Below are 19,453 nucleotides of genomic sequence, written 5' to 3'. Positions count from 1 at the left end.
GACGGAGCATACACAAGCCGATTCACTTGCCAAACTGCTCCAGATCATAATTTCACCGAAACTTTCCGACGCCGACGACCTCGCAAAAGCCCCGGAACCACGCGGGTCAACGGGTGCAGCCGATGACCGACCGGTCGTCATCGGCGGCGCTTTCATCGGTTCGTGCAACGCTCGGTTTGCCCGGGCCTGCGGCGCACCCTAGAATGCCCCGATGCGCGATGATCTCTCCCTTCTGCTGAACTCCCTCAACGATGCCCAACGCCAGGCCGTAGCGGCCCCCGTCGGCCGTCAATTGGTCCTGGCCGGTGCCGGCTCCGGCAAGACCCGAGTGCTGGTGCACCGTATCGCCTGGTTGATCCAGGTCGAAAACGCCTCGCCCCACTCGATCCTGTCGGTGACCTTCACCAACAAGGCCGCCGCCGAAATGCGCCACCGCATCGAGCAGCTGCTGGGCATCAACCCGGCCGGCATGTGGGTCGGCACCTTCCACGGCCTGGCGCACCGCCTGCTGCGGGCGCACTGGCAGGAGGCCGGCCTGAGCCAGACCTTCCAGATCCTCGACAGCGACGACCAGCAGCGGCTGGTCAAGCGGGTGATCCGCGAGCTGGGGCTGGATGAGCAGCGCTGGCCGGCCCGCCAGGCCCAATGGTTCATCAACGGCCAGAAGGACGAAGGCCTGCGCCCGCAGCACATCCAGGCCAGCGGCGACCTGTTCCTGGCCACCATGCGCGGCATCTATGAAGCCTACGAGGCGGCATGCCAGCGCGCCGGGGTCATCGACTTCTCCGAGCTGCTGCTGCGCGCCCTGGACCTGTGGCGCGACCATCCGGGCCTGCTGGCCCATTACCAGAAACGTTTCCGGCACATCCTGGTGGACGAGTTCCAGGACACCAACGCCGTGCAGTACGCCTGGTTGCGCCTGCTGGCCAAGGGCGGCGACAGCCTGATGGTGGTGGGCGACGACGACCAGTCGATCTACGGCTGGCGCGGGGCGAAAATCGAGAACATCCACCAGTACTCCGCCGATTTCCCGGATGCCGAGACCATCCGCCTGGAGCAGAACTACCGCTCCACCGCCGGCATCCTCAAGGCCGCCAACGCCCTGATCGCCAACAACACCGGGCGTCTGGGCAAGGAGCTGTGGACCGACGGCAGCGACGGCGAAGCCATCAATCTATATGCCGCGTTCAACGAACACGACGAAGCGCGCTACGTTGTCGAAACCATCGAAAGCGCGCTGAAAACCGGCCTGGCCCGCAGCGATATCGCGATTCTGTACCGCTCCAACGCCCAATCCCGCGTTCTGGAAGAAGCCTTGCTGCGTGAACGCATCCCGTACCGCATCTATGGCGGCCAACGCTTCTTCGAACGGGCCGAGATCAAGAACGCCATGGCCTACCTGCGCCTGCTGGAAGGCCGGGGCAACGACGCGGCGCTGGAACGCGTGATCAACGTCCCGGCCCGGGGCATCGGCGAGAAGACCGTCGAGGCGATCCGCGAGCACGCGCGCCACAGCGATGTGTCGATGTGGGAGGCGATGCGCCAACTGGTCGCCAACAAGGGCCTGACCGGGCGCGCAGCGGGCGCCCTGGGCGCGTTCATCGAACTGATCGAGAACCTCGCCGCCAAGTGCATGGACATGCCGCTGCACCTGATGACCCAGACCGTCATCGAGCAGTCCGGCCTGATCGCCTACCACGAGGCGGAAAAAGGCGAGAAAGGCCAGGCCCGGGTGGAAAACCTTGAGGAACTGGTCAGCGCCGCACGCAACTTCGAAAAGACCGACGAGGACGAAGAGCTGTCGCCGCTGGCGGCATTCCTCGGCCACGCGTCGCTTGAGGCCGGCGACACCCAGGCCGACGAGCACGAAGACAGCATTCAGCTGATGACCCTGCACAGCGCCAAAGGCCTGGAGTTCCCTTATGTGTTCCTGGTGGGCATGGAAGAAGGCCTGTTCCCGCACAAGATGAGCCTGGAGGAACCGGGACGTCTCGAAGAGGAACGGCGCCTGGCCTATGTCGGCATCACCCGGGCCATGCAGAACCTGGTGATGACCTATGCTGAGACCCGACGCCTGTACGGCAGCGAGACCTACAACAAGGTGTCGCGTTTCGTGCGGGAAGTGCCCAAAGGCCTGATCCAGGAAGTGCGCCTGTCGAACAGCGTCAGCCGGCCGTTCGCCGGCAGCCAGTCGATGAGCGGCAGCAACCTGTTCAGCGGCAGCGCGATCCCGGAGACCGGCCTGAGCCTCGGCCAGGCCGTGCGCCATTCGATCTTCGGCGACGGCGTGATCCTCAACTTCGAAGGCGCCGGCGCCCAGGCGCGGGTGCAGGTCAACTTCAGCGAAGGCAGCAAGTGGCTGATGCTGGGCTACGCGAAGCTGGAAGCGATCTGAAGCCGGCCCTTCTGCGGGAGCGAGCCTGCTCGCTCCCGCAGAGGCTTGTGTGAACCTTGATTCGACAGAGAACACTTCATGGGCTCAGGCTTCTTCTCTTCATGGACCTTCTGGGCCCTGCTCTCGGCCACGTTTGCCGCGCTGACCGCGATTTTCGCCAAGGTCGGCATCGAGAACGTCAATTCCGACTTCGCCACCCTGCTGCGCACCATCGTGGTGCTGGTCAGCCTGGCCTTGATTCTGTACGCCACAGGCCAATATCAGTCGTTGGGATCGATCTCCGCCAAGAGCTACCTGTTCCTCCTGTTGTCCGGGCTGGGCACCGGCGCTTCATGGCTGTGCTACTTCCGCGCCCTGAAAGTCGGCCCGGCGTCGCTGGTCGCCCCGGTGGACAAGCTCAGCGTGGTGCTGGTGGCGGTGCTCGGCGCGATCCTGCTGGGCGAGAAACTCGACCTGCGCCAATGGGGCGGGATCGGCTTGATCACTGCCGGGGTCATCCTGTTGGCCTTGCGCCGCTGAACAGACTTCCCGCTGAACCTTCATATTTTTCCTACAGACAAAAGTACATAACCCTATTGCCTCGACCGAGCTGAACCTAACCTGTCAGGCAAAAGCCCGAAACACTCTGCCGCTAGCCAGTGACACTTCAGCTGTGCAACATGGCGCGCGTGCTCTCCACAAACGGGAATACCCTTTATGAAACGTTTCCTCAGCATCGCCATGGCGTTGTGCATCGGCCTGACGATGAGCCTCGATGTCAACGCAGCCAAGCGCTTCGGTGGTGGCAAAAGCTCCGGCGCCGCGCCGACGCACCAGACCAGCCAGATGGCCCCTTCTTCCCCGGGCATGGGCGGCGCTGCGGCGACCGCCGGTGCTGCCGGTGCCGCAGGCGCGGCCGCCAAGGCCGGCGGCGCCTCGCGCTGGCTCGGCCCGCTGGCCGGCATCGCCGCCGGTGGCCTGCTCGCCTCCATGTTCATGGGCGACGGCTTCCAGGGCATGCAGTTCTTCGACATCCTGATCATGGCCCTCATCGCGTTCGTGATCTTCCGCTTCATCGCCGCCCGTCGCCGCAAGCAGCAGGAGCAGTTCGCGCCGGCCGGCCATGCGCCGATGCAGCGTGAGGCGTTCGAGCAGAAGCCTGCGGCCATGGGCTCGATCTTCGGCGGCTCGGCAGCCCCTGCCGCCCGTCCGGTGATCAACGCACCGGCCTGGTTCAACGAACAGCGCTTCCTCGAAGCCGCCCGCAGCCACTTCCAGGCGCTGCAGCAGCACTGGGACGCCAACGAAATGGACAAGATCGCCGAGTTCGTGACCCCGCAGATGCTCGAGTTCCTCAAGCGCGAGCGCGCGGACCTGGGCGACGGCTTCCAGTCCACCTTCATCGACAACCTCCAGGTGCAACTGGAAGGCGTGGATGACCGCGCAGACAAGACCATCGCCACCCTGACCTTCAGCGGCGTGTCGAAGACCTCGCGTTTCGACCAGGGCGAAGCCTTCAACGAAAGCTGGAACATGGAACGTCCGCAGGGCGAAAACCAGCCTTGGCTGGTGGCCGGCATCCGCCAGAACGGCTGATCCCACACGCGTTAAGCATGCGGTAACGAAAACCCCGGCCCAGGCCGGGGTTTTCTATTTCGCGGTTGCATCCATAGCAAGCTACTGTATAAACCGCCCCATACAAACCGCGCCATACAAGCAAGAGGATCCCGGACGTGGAAGAAATCATCGAACAACTGCGCGAAGCCAACGAACCCGTGCCGGTTCCGCTGGAACTGCCGGACGAAGACCAACTGGTGGAGATCGAAGAAGAGCTCTTCATCAACATCCCGTTCGTCTTCAAGGAGTTCCTGCTGACCGTCAGCGACGTGGTGTATGGCAGCCTGGAGCCGGTGACCGTCACCGATCCGCAGTCCCACACTTATCTGCCGGAAGTGGCGGCCAACGCCTGGGACGCCGGCGTGCCGCGCGACCTGATCCCGATCTGCCAGGACGGCGATGACTACTACTGCGTCGAAGAGGACGGCACCGTGGTGCTGTGGTCGGGCGAAGAAGAGCTGATCACCGAAGAGTCCTGGGAATCCGTCTGGCACTGGGCACGGGACGTCTGGCTGGAAAGCTGATCCACCCCCGCCGCCCCGGCCGGCCGTCAGTGCCCCGACGGCTCCTTGTGATTGTCGAGGGTTTCCAGCAAGGCCACCTGCATCCGCGTGTGCACCCGGATGAACCAGCGCCACAGCAACGCCGCCACGGCGGCCGCGACCACGGCGACCAGCACCAGCAACTTGTTGGTCGGCAAGATACTGGCCGACAAGGCTGCCAGCAGCAGGAAAATCACCAGCAGCGAGAGAAGCGGGATCACCTCGGCGATCACCCGTCGCACGCGCTGCGTATGGCGCCCGGCCATTTCCGGCTTCACACCCATTTCCGCCAGCAGCATCGACAGCGCCTTGAGCTTGCGGTAGGCGGCGATCAGGAACGGCAACGACACCAGCAGCGCGGCCCCCCAGATCAACGCCTTCTGCCAGCCGGGATCGGCGATCCAGTCCTGCAGCCAGGCCGAAAGGCGCCCGGCGAAGAATGCGCCGGCCAGGAAAATCGCGATCACCAGCGCCAGATTGACCCCGACCTGCAGCAGAATCCGCCGGATCATCGACGCCAGCAAGGCACCCTCGCCACGGGGCTGGATGCTGCGCAGCCATTCTCCGTACAGACCGAACACCCGTCCCAGGCGCTGCGGCATCGCGGCGGACAGCTTGATCGACAGCGGATCGGCGGCGCGGATCAGGTACGGCGTCAGCAACGTGGTGATGACCGAAACCGCCACGGCCACCGGATAGAGGAAGTGGCTGGTGACCTGCAGCGTCATGCCCAGCGCCGCGATGATGAAGGAAAATTCGCCGATCTGCGAAAGCCCCATCCCGACCCGCAGGGAGGTGCGCCCGTCGTTGCCGGCGATGAAGGCGCCGAGCCCGCAGGACAGCATCTTGCCGAGCACCACGGCCACGGTGATGACCGCGATCGGCCAGGCGTACTCCAGCAGGATCATCGGGTCGAGCATCAGGCCGATGGCGACAAAGAAGATGGCGCTGAACAGGTCGCGGACCGGCTCGATCAGACGCTCGATCTTCAGCAGCTGCCGCGACTCGGCCATGATCGCGCCGATCAGGAACGCGCCCAGCACCATGCTGTATTCCAGCTTGACCACCAGCAGGCAGAAGCCGAAGCACAGGCCCAGCACGGTGATCAGCAGCATCTCGTTGCTTTCGAATTTCGCCACGTAGGCCAGCAGCCGCGGCACCAGCAGGATGCCGATGACCAGCGCGACAATCATGAACAGCGACAGCTTGCCGACCGTGGAGAACACTTCGCCGGAACTCACCGTGCCGCTGACGGCGATGCTCGACAGCAAGGCGATGATGCCGATGCCCAGGATGTCCTCGACGATCAGCACACCGAAGATAAGCTGGGCGAAGCGTTCGTTCTTCATCTTCAGGTCGTTGAGCGCCTTGACGATGATGGTGGTCGAGGAAATGGCCAGGATCGCACCGAGGAACAGCGAATCCATGGTGTTCCAGTCGAACCAGCGGCCGATCTCGTAGCCGATCCAGATCATCAGCACGATTTCGAGAAAGGCTGCGATGAACGCCGTGGCACCGACCTTGAACAGCTTGCGCAGGCTGAACTCCAGGCCCAGGCAGAACATCAGGAAGATCACCCCCAGCTCGGCGAGGGTCTTGATGGTGTCTTCGTCGTGGATCAGGCCGAACGGCGGCGTGTGCGGGCCGATGATGAACCCGGCGACGATGTAGCCGAGCACGACCGGCTGCTTGAAACGGTGAAACAGCACGGTCACCACGCCCGCGACCAACATGATCACTGCCAGGTCCTGAATGAAACTGATGGCATGCATGGCGTGGGCTCCTTGAATGGCAAGGCTCGCCAATGGCCTGGCAAACAGGCTGGGCAAGCTGAATGAAAATCCGCTTTGGGTGTGGGAATCGCCCTTGGGAAGTGGCTTTGGCAGGGTAACACCGCGACTTCCGGCTGAAAGGCGGTGCAATATATGGAAACAGATCGATCCGGCGTGACGACGGCCAGTCGCCCGGCGTCCCGATAACGGTGGTCTGAAAAACGACCAGGCGCCCGCAGAGGCGCGTCCTCCCGCAATCCTGCCTTGACCCGTGAGAACGTTATGGAACCCGGAAACGCCCAGCTGTCGATGACGGTACTGATGACACCCGACATGGCCAACTTCTCTGGCAATGTCCATGGCGGCACCCTGCTCAAATACCTCGACGAAGTGGCCTACGCCTGCGCCAGCCGCTATGCCGGCCGGTACGTGGTGACCTTGTCGGTGGATCAGGTGATTTTCCGCGAGCCGATCCACGTCGGCGAACTGGTGACCTTCCTGGCGTCGGTCAACTACACCGGCAACACCTCGATGGAGGTCGGCATCAAAGTCGTGACCGAGAACATCCGCGAACGCTCGGTGCGCCACACCAACAGCTGCTTCTTCACCATGGTCGCGGTGGATGACCTGCGCAAACCCGCGCCGGTGCCGCCGCTGCAGCCGCAGAACAGCGAGGAGAAGCGCCGCTTCATGCAGGCCCAGCAGCGCCGGCAGATTCGCCAGGAGCTGGAGAAGCGCTATCAGGAAATCAAGGGCGACGCTTGAGCCCTGCGGCTTGGCGCCGTTTCATCGACAGCCTTCGCGGGCACGTCGCACCGCCGCTGTCAGGCGGTGCCCCTGCTGACGCCATCACCAGCAGGCTGGCTTCCACAGTTTGCGTGGGTCAAAGGCTGATCGCGGTCGCCTCGAACTTCACCCGCGGATGGGCGATCCGGTCCTGGGCCCGCACCAGCTGCAGTTCATAGCTGGCGCAGGCCTGGGTCTCCAGCAGCACTTCATGCACCGCTGACGCCGTGAACTCGAACGCCGCCAGCAGGCTGTCGCCCAGCAGCACCCGCGCCAGGAACAGACCGGACGTCAGGTCGCCCACGCCCACCGGCTGCCGCGGAAACGCCAGCAGCGGACGGCGCAGGTGCCAACTGCCCTCGGCCGTCACCAGCAGCATCTCAAACCCTTCGGCCGGCTTGCCCGGATAGTCCAGGTGCTTGACCAGCACCGCTTTGGGGCCGCGGGCAAGCAACGCGCGGGCCATGGCCAGGCAATCGAACAGCGACTGCGGCTTGCGGCCGGAGAAGCTGTCCAGCTCCAACTGGTTCGGGCACATGATGTCGGCCACCGCCGCCGCCTCTTCCAGCAGAAAGTCACTGACCTCCGCCGGAACGCTGCAGCCCTTCTCCGGATGGCCCATCACCGGGTCGCACAGGTACAGAACCTTCGGATTGACCGACTTGATCCGCGCCACCCCTTCAAGAATCGCCCGGCCCTGGGCAGCGCTGCCGAGGTATCCGGACAGCACCGCATCGCAGTTGCCCAGCTCGCCGATGGCGGCGATGCCTTCGACCAGCTCCGGAATCCGCTGCGGCGACAGCACCTCGCCGGCCCATTGGCCGTACTGCGTGTGATTGGAGAACTGCACGGTGTTGAGCGGCCAGACATTCACCCCGACCCGCTGCATCGGAAAAACCGCAGCGCTGTTGCCGGCGTGGCCGAACACCACATGGGACTGGATGGCGAGCAGATGAGGCATACGTTTCATTCGGGATTTTCCGTAAAACGATTGAAATTCAAGCCGCGCAGTATGCGACGAAACGCAGCCTGTACGACAGGCCGGCGACGCAGTTAAGCTGAAGTCCTCTTTTGGAGTTCCCTGTCGATGCTCACCCTGGAAAACATATTCGTGCTGATGCTGTTCGCCGCCGCAGGCGCGTGGCTCTGGCACAACCACGGCTTGCGGGAGCGCGCGCTGGAACGGGTCAAGCAGCATTGCGCGAACGTCGGCGTCGAACTGCTCGACGGCAATGTCGCACTGAAGAAGATCGGACTCATCAAGGACGCCAGCGGCCGCCGGCGGCTGGCCAGGGTCTACGGCTTCGAGTTCACCGTGACCGGCGAGACCCGCCACAACGGCACCGTCACCCAGTTCGGCGCGCATAGCGCACAGATCGAACTGGCGCCCTACCCGGCGCCGTTCGACGATACGCCGCCGGTGGCGGACGTCGCCAAGCCCAGGGCCGAGGTGATCGAATTGAGCCAGTGGCGGCAGGAACACACCAAGTGGAAGCCGTAAGCTAGCCGGCCTTGATCCGGCAACGCTCCAGCCCCGCCTGCAACCCGGCGGCATCCTGCGGTTCGGCGAAGATCAGCTCGATCCGCGAGTCCTTGCGCCACTCACTGATCTGCCAATGGGCCAGCACGCCGTCCAGGGCGTTCATCGAACGCCAACCGTCCGCCCGGTGGATCACCAGTTTCGCCCGGCGCCAATCCAGGCTTTCCAGCCATTGCCCGACGCCTGCGCCATCGAACACCTGGCCGGGGTGCCAGCGCCACCCGATGCTCCAGCCGTCGCCCTGCGCCTGACTCAGGCAAATCGGCTGCGCCGGATCGCTCCAGACCGCCGGCATCTGCGCCAATGCCTTCGGCACACTCAACGGCTGCGCACCCGCCACCGCCTGCGCCGCCAGGCCCGGCAGCTCGCTCAGCGGCATCCGGGCCTGCTCCGTCCAGATCATCCTGAGCGCCGGCAATCGCGCGGCGATCGCTTGCCGCGTCGGCTCTGCGAGGTTTTCCGACTTGTTCAGCAACAGCAGGCCGGCGCTGGCCAGGGCCTGCTGCTGCGTGTCCGGCAGCGCGTTGCCCTGCGCCAGCGCCTGGGCATCCAGCACCAGCACGCAGGGCTGCACGGCCAGAACGCCCTGCCAGGGCGCCTCGCCCAACTGCTTGAGCAACTGCGCCGGATGCCCCAGCCCGGACGGCTCGATGAACAGCCGGTCCGGCCTGGCCTTGCGCAAAAGACGCCCCAGGCCGATCTGGAACGGCGCACCGTTGACGCAACACAAACAACCGCCGGCCACTTCGCCCAGTGCGATACCATCGGCGTCGCGGGTCAGCAGCGCGGCGTCGAGGCCGATCCGGCCGAACTCGTTGATCAGCACCGCCCAGCGCTCGTGCGCCGGGCGCTGGGCCATGAGCTGACGGATCAGGCTGGTCTTGCCTGCGCCCAGCGGCCCGGCGATGACGTGGGTCGGAATGTTCTGCAACATGGTGAGCGTGTTCTGGAGGTCGAAGATGCGGTGGATGGGATGGTCGTTGCTGCTGGCGCTGGTGTCGGGCGAAGCGCTGGCCCAGGCTTGCGTAGTGCACAGCCAAGCGGAACGGCTGGACGTGAAGGTCTGCCAGCAGAACCGCAGCATCCCGCAGAAGCTGTTCGCCGACGGTTTCTGCCGGCCAACGCTGGCCGGACAGAAGGTCGAAGTCGAATATGTCGACCAGTGCCCTGCGGGCGCCTTCGGCGTCTGCAGCAACGCGCAAGTCGCCAATATGCCCTATCGCCAGGATATCCACTATTACGGCGTGGCCACCGACGCGGCGTATCTGCAGCCGTACTGCGAAGGCCAGAGCCAAGGCCGGTGGCTCAAGCCTTGACCCGTCAACCGAGCCAGTCGAGGGTCAGCATCAGCCGACGCTCCCCCGGTGCCGGGTGAGGCGAACGGTGGATCAGGCCGAACCCTTCGTTGCCGTGCCACTTCTCGCCCTTGAGCAGGGCCACGTCGCCGGCGTTCAGCCGCCGGATGCGCGACGGCTCTGCGGGTTCGGCCCCGGATTGCCCCAACAGGCGGCGATCCATCGATCCTTCGCCGAGCCATTCGCTGCCGATGCCGGCATACGTGGTGATCAGCCGCACCGGCACGTGATCCACGTGAAACCGCGGGCACATGGCCTTGTCCAGCACCCGCAGGCGCAGGCCGATGCGCCGGGCCCCCAGCAGGCAAGCGAACGCGCCGACCAGCCATTTCAGGTCGGCGACGAAGGCCTCGTGGCCGGCCAGGTCGCGGAACCCGCCGGCCAGGCCGGACAGATCCGGCTCGGCATCCTCGTCGGGCAGCTCCAGGCACAGCGCCTGCGCGAACGGCACATTGAGCGACAGGAGCAGATCCGCGAAATCCGCGATGTGCAGCGGCAGACTCCGTTGCCAGACGGCGAGGTTGATGTCGTCCTCAAGGATCCGCGCCAGATCCTGCGGGGTCGGCCCTTGATGCTGCGCGCGGGCGGCGCGATACGGCGGGCTCAAGGCAAGCATCAGGCGGCCTCTTCGTGCCAGGGGCCGAACGGATCCGGCAGTTGCCTCCAGCCTTCGACACCGATAGCCATTTCCGCATCGCTCAGCAGGCAGTCATCGAGATCCGCCGTGAGCTGCGCGAAATCGATGTCCTGACCGATGAACACCAGTTCCTGGCGGCAATCCCCCACGCTGGCCGTCCAGTTTTCCATGATCGCGGCGGCGCTTGCCTGATCCTGCGGCCATTGCTCCTTCGGTACGAACCGCCACCAGCGCCCGGCGAACCCGTGGCGCATCAGGCCGCCGGCCTGCGACCAACTGCCGGCGTCGGCGGGTTTGCTGGCCAGCCAGAAGAACCCCTTGGAGCGCAACAGTTTGCCGTTCAGCCAGGGCCGGTTGAGGAAGTCGAAAAAACGTTGCGGGTGAAACGGCCGCCGGGCCCGGTAGGCTGTGGAGGCGATGCCGTACTCTTGCGTTTCCGGAACGTGTTCGCCGCGCAGCTCCTGCAGCCAGCCGGGGGCCTGGGCGGCCTTCTCGAAGTCGAAACGGCCGGTGTCGAGGATCTTTTCCAGCGGCACCTCGCCCATCACCATCGGAATGATCTCGGCCTGAGGGTTCAGCCGCTTGAGGATCGCGATCAGTTCCTCCCGCTCGCGGCTGCCGATCAGGTCGATCTTGCTGATCAGCAGCACGTCGGCGAACTCGATCTGTTCGATCAACAGGTCGGTGATCGAGCGCTCGTCTTCTTCGCCCAGGATTTCGCCCCGTGAAGCGAGGCTCTCGGCGGCCTGGTAGTCGGGCATGAAGTTCAGGCCGTCGACTACAGTGACCATGGTGTCGAGGCGCGCGATGTCGGACAGGCTTTGGCCCTGCTCGTCGCGGAAGGTGAAGGTCTCGGCGACCGGCAAGGGTTCGGAGATGCCTGTGGACTCGATCAGCAGGTAATCGAAACGGCCGTCACGGGCCAATTGGCTGACTTCTTCCAGCAAGTCTTCGCGCAACGTACAGCAGATACAGCCGTTGCTCATCTCCACGAGTTTCTCTTCAGAGCGGTTCAGGCTGACATCGCGCTGGACTTCGCTGCCATCGATGTTGATCTCACTCATATCGTTGACGATGACCGCAACGCGGAGCCCACCTCGGTTACGTAGTACGTAATTCAAAAGTGTACTTTTTCCGGCGCCAAGAAAGCCTGACAAAACGGTCACGGGCAATGTGTATAACATGGGGTAATCCTCATCAGGCATTCGATTTCAGCGCTCTGGCGCTCTTGGCATTGGAAAAGCGAGGTCATCATCAGCAACTCAAACAAATGTTATAGTATAACAATATGAATTGACCACTCTTCTCTTGCCCCGAGCGCCAAAGCGCTGGAAGCTGCTACATCGTCACCTGTCGAGAATTGCCATGAGACAAGCGCTTAAACACACGCTCCTTGGGCTTGGTTTGCTGGCCACTTCAACGGCCTGGGGGCAATTGCCCGGCTTGGCCACGTGCACACGCAGCGCCAATCTCCTGGCCTGTGTCGACGCCGAAGGCAACGCCTATAGCGTCAACACCGCAGGCAGCACGATCTACCTGCGTGGATTCGACAAGGCCGGCCAACGCTATTGGGCCCAAACCAACAGCCGCTACGGCCAACTGACCTTTTTCACGGGCATCGCAACCGACGGTGAAACCTGGGTTGGCTACAACCGTCGGGTGGGCTGGACGACGATCAACCGCTTCTCCAGCTCGGGCGGCAGCAGTGCGAAATTCACTTGCAACCGCATCGCCGGCTGCTAAACCAGCGGCTTTTCCTGTGCTTGTTGCCAGGCGATGTAGCTGTCGATGGGCGGATTCTTCTGGAAGTAGCGCTGCAATCCATTGAACAAACCGTCCGCGATCGCCTGTTGGTGGCGTGCGGTCACCAGCCGTTGGCTGTCGCGAGCGTTGGAGATGAACCCGGTCTCCACCAGAATCGACGGCACGTCGGGCGACTTCAGCACCGCAAACCCTGCCTGTTCCACGCGCTTCTGATGCAATGTGGTGATGCCGGCCAAGCTGTCGAGCACCGTACTGCCCAACTGCAGGCTGGCGGCGATCGTGGCGTTCATCGACATGTCGAGGATCACGCCGGCCAGCATCGGGTCCTTGTCCTTGAGGTTGAGCAGGCTCGTGGCGCCTAGCAGGTCCGCCCCGTTTTCCCGTTGCGCCATGAAGCGCGCAGTGGCCGACGTTGCACCACCTTCCGACAGGCAGTACACCGATGCGCCGGAGGCCGTCAGGCGCGGCGCAGCATCGGCATGCACTGAAATGAACATGTCGGCCTTGTGCTGACGGGCGATGTCCACCCGCTTGCGCAGGGGGACGAAGAAGTCATCGTTGCGCACGAGCCTCACATCAAACCCTTTCTCCCGCTTCAGTCGCCGCGCGAGCAACTGCGAAATGGACAGCACGACATCCTTTTCCCGCTCTCCTTTGGCCCCTACGGCGCCCGGATCCTTGCCGCCGTGCCCTGGATCCACCACGACAATGATGTCGCGCTTGGGGTGTCCCCGGGAGGCTTGCGCCTGTGTTTCACGTGGAACCTTCGGCGCGCCGACCGTGCCGCTCACGAGATCCAGCACCAGACGATGACCTTGGCCATCCTGGGGCGCCAGCAAGAAAGTGTTCAGCTGTGCGGGCCCCGTCAGGTCGAGCACGATCCGCGTGTCCCCCTGACCATAGCGCCCGGAGCGGATCGAACGGATGACGGTGTTGCCTAGCGGCAACTGACTGAAATCACCACTCACACTCGCACCGCTCAGGTCGAGAATCAGTCGATCCGGCGAGCTCAGGGAGAAGGTTTTGTAGCTCACCGGACCACTGAGATCGAACACCAATCGGAGCTTGTCATCGGATCGCCAAAGCCTCGCATTGAGGATTTGCGCGGAGCTGACATCAAAAGGAAGGGCCAGGGCAGCGCTGGCCAGCATCAGGTTGAGCAAGTGACGTCTGTGCATGGGAAAGCCTGTTGATGAAAAAGGCATCGTGCTTTGAATTGTTATAATGTAACATCAATTTCAATCAACACGATGGATCTGCTCATGAATGCGCTGACGCTTCCGGACATCGCTGCGCAAGCCGCCCGCCAGGCCCTCCCGCTGGAGTGGGTAGGAATGCGCGGTATCGCTTTGCCTGTTTTCATTGAAGGCCAACGTCTCAGTGGCAAGGCTGATGCAGGCGTCAGCCTGGACGACGGCGCAACTCGGGGGATTCATATGTCCCGGTTGTATCTGGCACTGGAAAGACTGGAACAGCAGAATCTGAGCCCCGCACTTTTGCGGGAGGTGCTTCAGAGCTTTCTCGACAGTCACACAGGGTTGTCGAACAACGCCTACCTGACCCTCCATACCGATCTGTTGCTCAAACGACCGGCACTGGTCAGCCCATTGGCCGGCTGGAAGACCTATCCCGTCACCCTCGCCGCACACCTGAAAAACAGAATGTTCCACGTGGAACTCACAATCGAGGTGCCGTATTCCTCCACCTGCCCTTGCTCAGCAGCACTCGCACGGCAATTGATTCAGCAACAGTTCGTAGATGATTTCGCCAACAAGCCCCTTCAACATGCCGACGTTCTGACCTGGCTTGGATCCACCCACGGCATCGTCGCCACACCGCACAGCCAACGCAGCACCGCGCAACTGCACCTGACGCTGGATGATGAGGTGGACGATCTGCCGCTGACGCACCTCATCAACCAGGCCGAAGCCGCCCTCGGCACGGCGGTGCAAACCGCCGTGAAGCGCGCGGACGAACAAGCCTTCGCCCTCGCCAACGGACAAAACCTGATGTTCTGCGAAGATGCTGCCCGTCGCTTGAGCCTGGCCTTGCGCCGGTCACCGCATCTCCGTGAGTTCCACTTGCGGGTGACCCACGCCGAAAGCCTGCACGCACACGACGCAGTTGCCGAAAGCCATTGGCGTCGGGAGGCACCATGATCCGCTGCCAATCCCTGACGTGGGGTGCACCGGGCCAACCCCTGACGCCATCCCTCACCCTCCAGTTGGACAGCGGCAGCCTGACAGCCGTCATCGGGGTGAACGGCAGCGGCAAGAGCAGCCTGCTCAAAGTCATCGCCGGGCTGCAAAAGCCTTTATCGGGACGAGTCGACCTGAGTGTTCCACGCCAAGGCGGGCTGTCCTTCCTGCCCCAGCAGCAGCACTTGGATCGACAGTTCCCGATCAGCCTGCAGGAGTTGGTGGCAGCGGGTTTCTGGGGGCGTCGACTGTCATCGCGATTGCGTGCGCAACGCCTCGTGGCGGCGCTGGAAGACTGGCAGCTGAGCGGTCTGGAAAGGCGTCCCTTGATGGCGCTCTCCGGCGGCGAGCTGCAACGCGCCCTGCTCGCCCGACTGAGCCTCGCCGATTCGCCCCTGCTGTTGCTCGACGAGCCTCACGCCGCACTCGATGAGCATGGCCAGGCTCTGCTTTGGCGACACCTCCACACCTGGCACGCACAAGGAAGAACCGTGGTTGCGGTCTGCCACGACCTTGCCGCCGTGCGTGAGCACATTCCGCAAACCCTGCTGATCAAGAGCACCGGCTGCCTGTACGGCGGCACCGCCGAACTGATACCGCCAACACCTCATTCCCAGGTGGCCTGATGCTCGCCCTCGCCCCTCTCTGGCAGCCGTTCCACGAATTCATGTTCATGCGCCGGGCATTGCTGGGCGGACTGGTGCTGGCCTGCAGCATCGCACCGCTGGGCACGTTCCTGATCCTGCGTCGCATGAGCCTGATCGGCGACGCCGTCGCCCATGGCATCCTCCCCGGCGCCGCGCTCGGCTTCTGGTTCGCAGGCCTGAGCCTGCCCGCCCTCACCCTTGGCGGACTCGGCGCCGGCCTGGGCATGGCCGGACTCGCCGCGTGGATCACCCGCCGCACCGGCCTGCGCGAAGACGCCAGCCTTGCGGCCATCTATCCCATGTCTCTGGCGGCCGGCGTGCTGATCCTGGGCATCGCCGGCAAGCGTCTGGATCTGCTGCACCTGCTGTTCGGCTCGGCGCTCGCGGTCGATGGGCCGACGCTCAACGGCATGCTCTGGGTCTCAGCCCTGAGCCTGATGGCCATGTCGCTGATCTACAGACCCTTGGTGCTCGACACCCTCGACCCACTGTTCCTGCGCACCGTCAGCCGGCTCGGCCCCATCGCCCACGGCGTGTTTCTGACCCTGGTGGTGCTGAACCTGGTGATTGGCTTCCAGGCCATCGGCGCGCTCATGGTGGTCGGACTGATGATGCTGCCCGCTGCCGCCTCGCGTTTCTGGAGCCGACGCCTGCCGATCCTGATCGCCACCACTGCGCTGATCGGCTGCCTGTCGGTCTGGCTCGGCTTGCTGCTGTCGTTTCACTGCTCGCTGCCCAGCGGCCCCGCCATCGTCCTGATCGCGGGCGCCGGCTACCTGCTGTCCGTGGTGTTCGGACCGGTTCACGGTCTGTTGCGCCGCCCGCCTTTGCTCACGTCCCCATGAGGTGTTTCCGATGCGCGCTCTATTACTGCTGTTCAGCCTGACGCTGTCGATGTCGTTGTCGGCGGCGGAAAAAATGCAGGTGGTCACCAGCTTCAGCATTCTCGCGGACATGGTGCACCAGGTCGGCGGCGAGCATGTCCAGATCACCGACATGGTCGGTCCGGATGCCGATGCCCATACCTACGAACCCACACCGGACGACGCCAAGGCCCTGCTCAAGGCCCGGCTGATCGTGAAGAACGGCTTGGGGTTCGAGCCCTGGCTGGATCGCCTGGTGACCAGCACTGGCACAAAGGCGACCGTGGTCACCGCCAGCCGCGGCGTGATTCCCCGTTCACTGGACGAGGACGGCGAAACCGTCCCCGACCCTCACGCCTGGCACAACCTGGCGAACACCGAGCTGTATATCGCCAACATCACCAAGGCGCTGTCCGCCGCCGACCCGGCCAACAAGGCCGACTACGAGCGCAACGGCCAGGCCTACCTGAAACAGATACACGCGCTGCTCGCCGACGCCCGCGCCAAGCTCGGTTCTCTGCCGCCGGGCAACCGCAAGATCGTCACCAGCCATGACGCCTTCGGTTACCTCGGCCAGGCCTACGGCATCGAGTTCCTGGCACCGCAGGGCCTGTCCACCGAACGTGAGCCGTCCGCCGCCGAAGTCGCCGCGCTGATCACCCAGATCCGTCAGGCGAAGGTCAAGGCGGTGTTCATGGAAAACATCAAGGACGCGCGCCTGCTCAAGCAGATCGCCGAAGAGACCGGCGCCCGCATCGGCGGCACCCTGTACTCCGACGCCCTCGCCGCCACCGGGCCGGCCAGCACGTTTGCCGGTCTGTTCGAATACAACCTAAACACCCTCTACCAAGCCCTGGGCCAGCCATGATCCGCAAAAACCCTTCCGGCGACCTGCCGCTGATTGCCGAATCCGCCTACGTCGACAAAACCGCGATCATCTGCGGCAAGGTGGTGATCGGCGAAAACGTGTTCGTCGGCCCCTACGCGGTGATCCGCGCCGACGAAGTGGATGCCTCCGGCACCATGGAGCCGATCACCATCGGCGCCAACTCGAACATCCAGGACGGCGTGGTGATCCACTCCAAATCCGGCGCGGCGGTGACCATCGGCGAGTACAGTTCCATCGCCCACCGCTCCATCGTCCACGGCCCGTGCAAGGTCGGCGACCGGGTGTTCATCGGCTTCAACAGCGTGCTGTTCAACTGCGCCGTCGGCGACGGTTGCGTGGTGCGGCACAACTCGGTGGTCGACGGACGCGACCTCCCCGATGCGTTCTACGTCCCCTCCACCACCCGCATCGGGCCGGGCACCGACCTTTCGCAGTTCCCGCCGGTGAGCGTCAGCGCTTCAGAGTTTTCCGAGGACGTGGCGCGCACCAACGTCGATCTGGTGCGCGGCTACAAAGCCCTGCAGAACGAGTTCTGAGCCATGGGCAGCCTGCTGATCCGCAACGCGCGGCTGGTGAACGAAGGACGGGAATTCGAGGCGGACGTGCTGGTCAGTCACGGACGCATCGTCAAGATCGCCTCAAGCATCTTCGGCGAGAACGCGACACAGGAAATCGACGCCGACGGCCAATGGCTGCTGCCGGGGATGATCGACGACCAGGTGCATTTCCGTGAACCGGGCTCGCCGGCCAAGGGCAGCATCCACTCAGAGTCGCGGGCGGCGGTCGCCGGCGGCATCACCAGTTTCATGGACATGCCCAACACCTCGCCGGCCACCCTCACCCTCGACGCGCTGGCCGACAAGAAACGCCGCGCCGCCATCGGTTCGGTGGCCAACTACGGCTTTCACTTCGGCGTCAGCCACGGCAACCTCGACACGGTGGCCGCGCTCAACCCATGTGAAGTGGCCGGGGTCAAAGTGTTCATGGGCGCCTCCACCGGCAACCTGCTGGTGGACGATCCCCGGATCCTGGAACGTCTGTTCGCCGACGTACCGACGATTCTGCTGGCCTACTGCGAGCACACGCCCAGCATCGAAGCCAACGCCGCATCGATGCGCGAACGCTACGGCGAGCACCTGCCGCCCGACGCCCATGCGCTGATCCGTGATGCCGAGACCTGCTACCGCTCCTCTTCGCTCGCCGTCGATCTGGCCAGACGCTATGGCACCCGTCTGCATGTCCTGCACCTCACCACCGCCCGCGAGCTGGAACTGTTCGAAGACAAGCCGCTGACCCAAAAACGCATCACCGCCGAAGTCTGCCTGCACCATCTGCTGTTCGACGACCGCGACTATGCGCGCCTGGGCAACCGGATCAAATGCAACCCGGCGATCAAATCACCGACGGATCGCGACGCCCTGCGCCAGGCCCTGCTGAGTAACCGCCTGGATGTGATCGGCAGCGATCACGCGCCGCACACCTGGGCTGAAAAGCAGCGGCCGTATGGCCAGGCGCCGGCAGGACTGCCGCTGGTGCAGCACGCCTTGTCGGCGCTGCTGGAACTGGTCGCCGACGGCGTGCTGCCGATCACGACCCTGGTGGCGAAGACCAGCCATCGGGTGGCGGATCTGTTCGCCATCCCGGATCGGGGTTACTTGCGTGAAGGATATTGGGCGGATCTGGTGTTGATTCGACCGGAGCCGGAAGGTGTCGCCGTGGCGCGCCAACCGGTGCTGTCGCAGTGCGGATGGACGCCCTTCGCCGATTGGCGGTTCAGGCACCGGGTGAGCCTGACCGTCGTGTCGGGACAGGTCGCCTGGGATGGCCAGCGGGTGAACGAAGGGTGTCAGGGATTGCCCCTGAGGTTCATGCGTTGAATCGGTGACGCGTTCGCGGGCAAGCCGGCCCGGCTTGCCCGCGAAGCTTTTATGCCCTTGGCTTGACGGTGCCGCAGTCCTGCCCCAGCCACACCGCGCGGGTTTCCAGGCTGCCCTTCTGGTTGATGCCGATGGCATTGAAGGTGCCGTTGGCGACCGTGGTGAACTCCCGGTCGCTGAGGAACGTCGCCACGCCGGTGCCCTGGGCCCGCGGGCAACTGAAGCGGAATTTCCACTGGTTGCCGTTGCGTTCGGTGATCTGCTGCTTGCAGCCCGATTGCGGATCCGCCAGCGGAATGTCGTTGGTCGCCACTTGCTGCGGCGTCAGGCAGGCGCGGATGCCCTTGCCGCCGATGTTGATGCCCTGCTTCTCCAGCGCCGCCCTTTGCTGCGGCGTGATTTGCCCTTGAATCTGGCCGAGGATCGATTGCACGTCCATGGCCTGGTCATCGACCTTGACGTTGCTCGACGTCATTTCCCACAAACCCGGCTGCAGCATTTGCGCATGAGCTACCACCGGCAAAGCCAAACCCAGGCCCAGCGCCAAACCCAGCAGACGAACGTTCATTGCGAGACTCCTGATCAGTAGTGG

Annotated in this window: 21 protein-coding genes; 14 read left to right on the top strand and 7 right to left on the bottom strand. The window is 64.0% G+C overall.

The window, feature by feature from the left end; translation table 11 throughout:
* Positions 1–211: 211 nt before the first annotated feature.
* The 4 genes from uvrD to ACIP0B_RS06825 all read left to right on the top strand — a co-directional run bounded on the left by uvrD (position 212) and on the right by ACIP0B_RS06825 (position 4,515).
* Entirely contained in the window at positions 212–2,395 is a 2,184-nt protein-coding gene (gene uvrD / locus ACIP0B_RS06840; protein ID WP_400830714.1) for a DNA helicase II, read from the top strand.
* 78 nt (positions 2,396–2,473) lie between these two features.
* Positions 2,474–2,914 carry an EamA family transporter gene (locus ACIP0B_RS06835; RefSeq protein WP_400830713.1) on the top strand — a complete coding sequence of 147 codons (441 nt, stop codon included), beginning with the start codon at positions 2,474–2,476 and terminating at the stop codon, positions 2,912–2,914.
* 177 nt (positions 2,915–3,091) lie between these two features.
* Positions 3,092–3,970, top strand: coding sequence for a Tim44 domain-containing protein (locus ACIP0B_RS06830; RefSeq protein WP_400830711.1), 879 nt, complete (start codon positions 3,092–3,094; stop codon positions 3,968–3,970).
* A 137-nt stretch (positions 3,971–4,107) separates the two neighbouring features.
* Complete coding sequence (locus tag ACIP0B_RS06825) at positions 4,108–4,515, top strand: SMI1/KNR4 family protein (RefSeq protein WP_217894406.1); 408 nt, start codon at positions 4,108–4,110, stop codon at positions 4,513–4,515.
* Positions 4,516–4,541: 26 nt separating this feature from the next.
* On the opposite strand, the gene ACIP0B_RS06820 is transcribed toward ACIP0B_RS06825, so the two are convergent.
* Entirely contained in the window at positions 4,542–6,305 is a 1,764-nt protein-coding gene (locus tag ACIP0B_RS06820; protein ID WP_400830709.1) for a cation:proton antiporter, read from the bottom strand.
* A 282-nt stretch (positions 6,306–6,587) separates the two neighbouring features.
* Here ACIP0B_RS06820 and ACIP0B_RS06815 point away from each other — a divergent pair, with 282 nt between their 5' ends.
* Positions 6,588–7,070: an acyl-CoA thioesterase gene (locus ACIP0B_RS06815; RefSeq protein ID WP_400830708.1), complete on the top strand. Its 483-nt coding sequence runs from the start codon at positions 6,588–6,590 to the stop codon at positions 7,068–7,070.
* A gap of 118 nt (positions 7,071–7,188) precedes the next feature.
* Here the strand turns inward: ACIP0B_RS06815 and pdxY are convergent, their stop codons facing one another.
* Entirely contained in the window at positions 7,189–8,061 is an 873-nt protein-coding gene (gene pdxY, locus ACIP0B_RS06810) for a pyridoxal kinase PdxY (protein ID WP_400830706.1), read from the bottom strand.
* A gap of 117 nt (positions 8,062–8,178) precedes the next feature.
* Between pdxY and ACIP0B_RS06805 the strand changes: the two genes are divergently transcribed.
* Positions 8,179–8,592, top strand: a complete 414-nt coding sequence (locus ACIP0B_RS06805; RefSeq protein WP_400830705.1) for a DUF3301 domain-containing protein — start codon at positions 8,179–8,181, stop codon at positions 8,590–8,592.
* A gap of 1 nt (position 8,593) precedes the next feature.
* Here ACIP0B_RS06805 and ACIP0B_RS06800 read toward each other — a convergent pair whose 3' ends face one another.
* Positions 8,594–9,565, bottom strand: a complete 972-nt coding sequence (locus tag ACIP0B_RS06800; protein ID WP_400830703.1) for a CobW family GTP-binding protein — start codon at positions 9,563–9,565, stop codon at positions 8,594–8,596.
* 25 nt (positions 9,566–9,590) lie between these two features.
* Here ACIP0B_RS06800 and ACIP0B_RS06795 point away from each other — a divergent pair, with 25 nt between their 5' ends.
* Positions 9,591–9,947, top strand: a complete 357-nt coding sequence (locus tag ACIP0B_RS06795; RefSeq protein ID WP_400830702.1) for an NADH:ubiquinone oxidoreductase — start codon at positions 9,591–9,593, stop codon at positions 9,945–9,947.
* Positions 9,948–9,951: 4 nt separating this feature from the next.
* Here the strand turns inward: ACIP0B_RS06795 and ACIP0B_RS06790 are convergent, their stop codons facing one another.
* Positions 9,952–10,602 (bottom strand): DUF1826 domain-containing protein, encoded by a 651-nt coding sequence (locus ACIP0B_RS06790; RefSeq protein WP_400830701.1) that lies wholly within the window; start codon positions 10,600–10,602, stop codon positions 9,952–9,954.
* Complete coding sequence (zigA, locus tag ACIP0B_RS06785) at positions 10,602–11,807, bottom strand: zinc metallochaperone GTPase ZigA (RefSeq protein ID WP_400830699.1); 1,206 nt, start codon at positions 11,805–11,807, stop codon at positions 10,602–10,604. Before zigA ends, ACIP0B_RS06790 begins: the two co-directional genes overlap by 1 nt.
* Before the next feature lie 181 nt (positions 11,808–11,988).
* On the opposite strand from zigA, the gene ACIP0B_RS06780 reads away from it, so the two are divergent.
* Positions 11,989–12,366 (top strand): glutamine synthetase, encoded by a 378-nt coding sequence (locus ACIP0B_RS06780; RefSeq protein WP_400830698.1) that lies wholly within the window; start codon positions 11,989–11,991, stop codon positions 12,364–12,366.
* On the opposite strand, the gene ACIP0B_RS06775 is transcribed toward ACIP0B_RS06780, so the two are convergent.
* Positions 12,363–13,565 (bottom strand): N-acetylmuramoyl-L-alanine amidase, encoded by a 1,203-nt coding sequence (locus ACIP0B_RS06775; RefSeq protein ID WP_400830696.1) that lies wholly within the window; start codon positions 13,563–13,565, stop codon positions 12,363–12,365. The genes ACIP0B_RS06780 and ACIP0B_RS06775 overlap by 4 nt on opposite strands.
* An 84-nt stretch (positions 13,566–13,649) precedes the next feature.
* On the opposite strand from ACIP0B_RS06775, the gene folE2 reads away from it, so the two are divergent.
* Genes folE2 through ACIP0B_RS06745 form a run of 6 tightly spaced genes read left to right on the top strand, consistent with a single transcriptional unit; the run spans position 13,650 to position 18,861 of the window.
* Positions 13,650–14,546 (top strand): GTP cyclohydrolase FolE2, encoded by an 897-nt coding sequence (gene folE2 / locus ACIP0B_RS06770; protein WP_400830694.1) that lies wholly within the window; start codon positions 13,650–13,652, stop codon positions 14,544–14,546.
* Positions 14,543–15,211: a metal ABC transporter ATP-binding protein gene (locus ACIP0B_RS06765; protein ID WP_400830693.1), complete on the top strand. Its 669-nt coding sequence runs from the start codon at positions 14,543–14,545 to the stop codon at positions 15,209–15,211. Before folE2 ends, ACIP0B_RS06765 begins: the two co-directional genes overlap by 4 nt.
* Positions 15,211–16,077, top strand: coding sequence for a metal ABC transporter permease (locus ACIP0B_RS06760; RefSeq protein WP_400830692.1), 867 nt, complete (start codon positions 15,211–15,213; stop codon positions 16,075–16,077). Before ACIP0B_RS06765 ends, ACIP0B_RS06760 begins: the two co-directional genes overlap by 1 nt.
* 10 nt (positions 16,078–16,087) lie before the next feature.
* The gene (locus tag ACIP0B_RS06755; RefSeq protein ID WP_400830690.1) at positions 16,088–16,963 is read left to right on the top strand and encodes a metal ABC transporter substrate-binding protein; all 876 of its coding nucleotides are present in this window, start codon (positions 16,088–16,090) and stop codon (positions 16,961–16,963) included.
* Positions 16,960–17,520, top strand: coding sequence for a DapH/DapD/GlmU-related protein (locus ACIP0B_RS06750; protein ID WP_400830689.1), 561 nt, complete (start codon positions 16,960–16,962; stop codon positions 17,518–17,520). Before ACIP0B_RS06755 ends, ACIP0B_RS06750 begins: the two co-directional genes overlap by 4 nt.
* 3 nt (positions 17,521–17,523) lie before the next feature.
* Complete coding sequence (locus ACIP0B_RS06745) at positions 17,524–18,861, top strand: dihydroorotase (protein WP_400830687.1); 1,338 nt, start codon at positions 17,524–17,526, stop codon at positions 18,859–18,861.
* A gap of 49 nt (positions 18,862–18,910) precedes the next feature.
* Here ACIP0B_RS06745 and ACIP0B_RS06740 read toward each other — a convergent pair whose 3' ends face one another.
* Entirely contained in the window at positions 18,911–19,429 is a 519-nt protein-coding gene (locus ACIP0B_RS06740; RefSeq protein WP_400830685.1) for a DUF3617 domain-containing protein, read from the bottom strand.
* Between the last annotated feature and the right edge of the window lie 24 nt (positions 19,430–19,453).

The sequence above is a fragment of the Pseudomonas sp. NPDC089534 genome, from assembly GCF_044749305.1.
GTDB classification, from domain to species: Bacteria; Pseudomonadota; Gammaproteobacteria; order Pseudomonadales; family Pseudomonadaceae; genus Aquipseudomonas; species Aquipseudomonas ekonensis.
This window is presented reverse-complemented; position numbering and strand designations above follow the sequence as displayed.

Coding starts and splice junctions, on each gene's coding strand:
- uvrD (WP_400830714.1), top strand. CDS start 212: ATGCGCGATGATCTCTCCCTTCTGCTGAACTCCCTCAACGATGCCCAA.
- ACIP0B_RS06835 (WP_400830713.1), top strand. CDS start 2,474: ATGGGCTCAGGCTTCTTCTCTTCATGGACCTTCTGGGCCCTGCTCTCG.
- ACIP0B_RS06830 (WP_400830711.1), top strand. CDS start 3,092: ATGAAACGTTTCCTCAGCATCGCCATGGCGTTGTGCATCGGCCTGACG.
- ACIP0B_RS06820 (WP_400830709.1), bottom strand. CDS start 6,305: ATGCATGCCATCAGTTTCATTCAGGACCTGGCAGTGATCATGTTGGTC.
- ACIP0B_RS06815 (WP_400830708.1), top strand. CDS start 6,588: ATGGAACCCGGAAACGCCCAGCTGTCGATGACGGTACTGATGACACCC.
- pdxY (WP_400830706.1), bottom strand. CDS start 8,061: ATGAAACGTATGCCTCATCTGCTCGCCATCCAGTCCCATGTGGTGTTC.
- ACIP0B_RS06805 (WP_400830705.1), top strand. CDS start 8,179: ATGCTCACCCTGGAAAACATATTCGTGCTGATGCTGTTCGCCGCCGCA.
- ACIP0B_RS06800 (WP_400830703.1), bottom strand. CDS start 9,565: ATGTTGCAGAACATTCCGACCCACGTCATCGCCGGGCCGCTGGGCGCA.
- ACIP0B_RS06795 (WP_400830702.1), top strand. CDS start 9,591: ATGCGGTGGATGGGATGGTCGTTGCTGCTGGCGCTGGTGTCGGGCGAA.
- ACIP0B_RS06790 (WP_400830701.1), bottom strand. CDS start 10,602: ATGCTTGCCTTGAGCCCGCCGTATCGCGCCGCCCGCGCGCAGCATCAA.
- zigA (WP_400830699.1), bottom strand. CDS start 11,807: ATGTTATACACATTGCCCGTGACCGTTTTGTCAGGCTTTCTTGGCGCC.
- ACIP0B_RS06780 (WP_400830698.1), top strand. CDS start 11,989: ATGAGACAAGCGCTTAAACACACGCTCCTTGGGCTTGGTTTGCTGGCC.
- ACIP0B_RS06775 (WP_400830696.1), bottom strand. CDS start 13,565: ATGCACAGACGTCACTTGCTCAACCTGATGCTGGCCAGCGCTGCCCTG.
- folE2 (WP_400830694.1), top strand. CDS start 13,650: ATGAATGCGCTGACGCTTCCGGACATCGCTGCGCAAGCCGCCCGCCAG.
- ACIP0B_RS06765 (WP_400830693.1), top strand. CDS start 14,543: ATGATCCGCTGCCAATCCCTGACGTGGGGTGCACCGGGCCAACCCCTG.
- ACIP0B_RS06760 (WP_400830692.1), top strand. CDS start 15,211: ATGCTCGCCCTCGCCCCTCTCTGGCAGCCGTTCCACGAATTCATGTTC.
- ACIP0B_RS06755 (WP_400830690.1), top strand. CDS start 16,088: ATGCGCGCTCTATTACTGCTGTTCAGCCTGACGCTGTCGATGTCGTTG.
- ACIP0B_RS06750 (WP_400830689.1), top strand. CDS start 16,960: ATGATCCGCAAAAACCCTTCCGGCGACCTGCCGCTGATTGCCGAATCC.
- ACIP0B_RS06745 (WP_400830687.1), top strand. CDS start 17,524: ATGGGCAGCCTGCTGATCCGCAACGCGCGGCTGGTGAACGAAGGACGG.
- ACIP0B_RS06740 (WP_400830685.1), bottom strand. CDS start 19,429: ATGAACGTTCGTCTGCTGGGTTTGGCGCTGGGCCTGGGTTTGGCTTTG.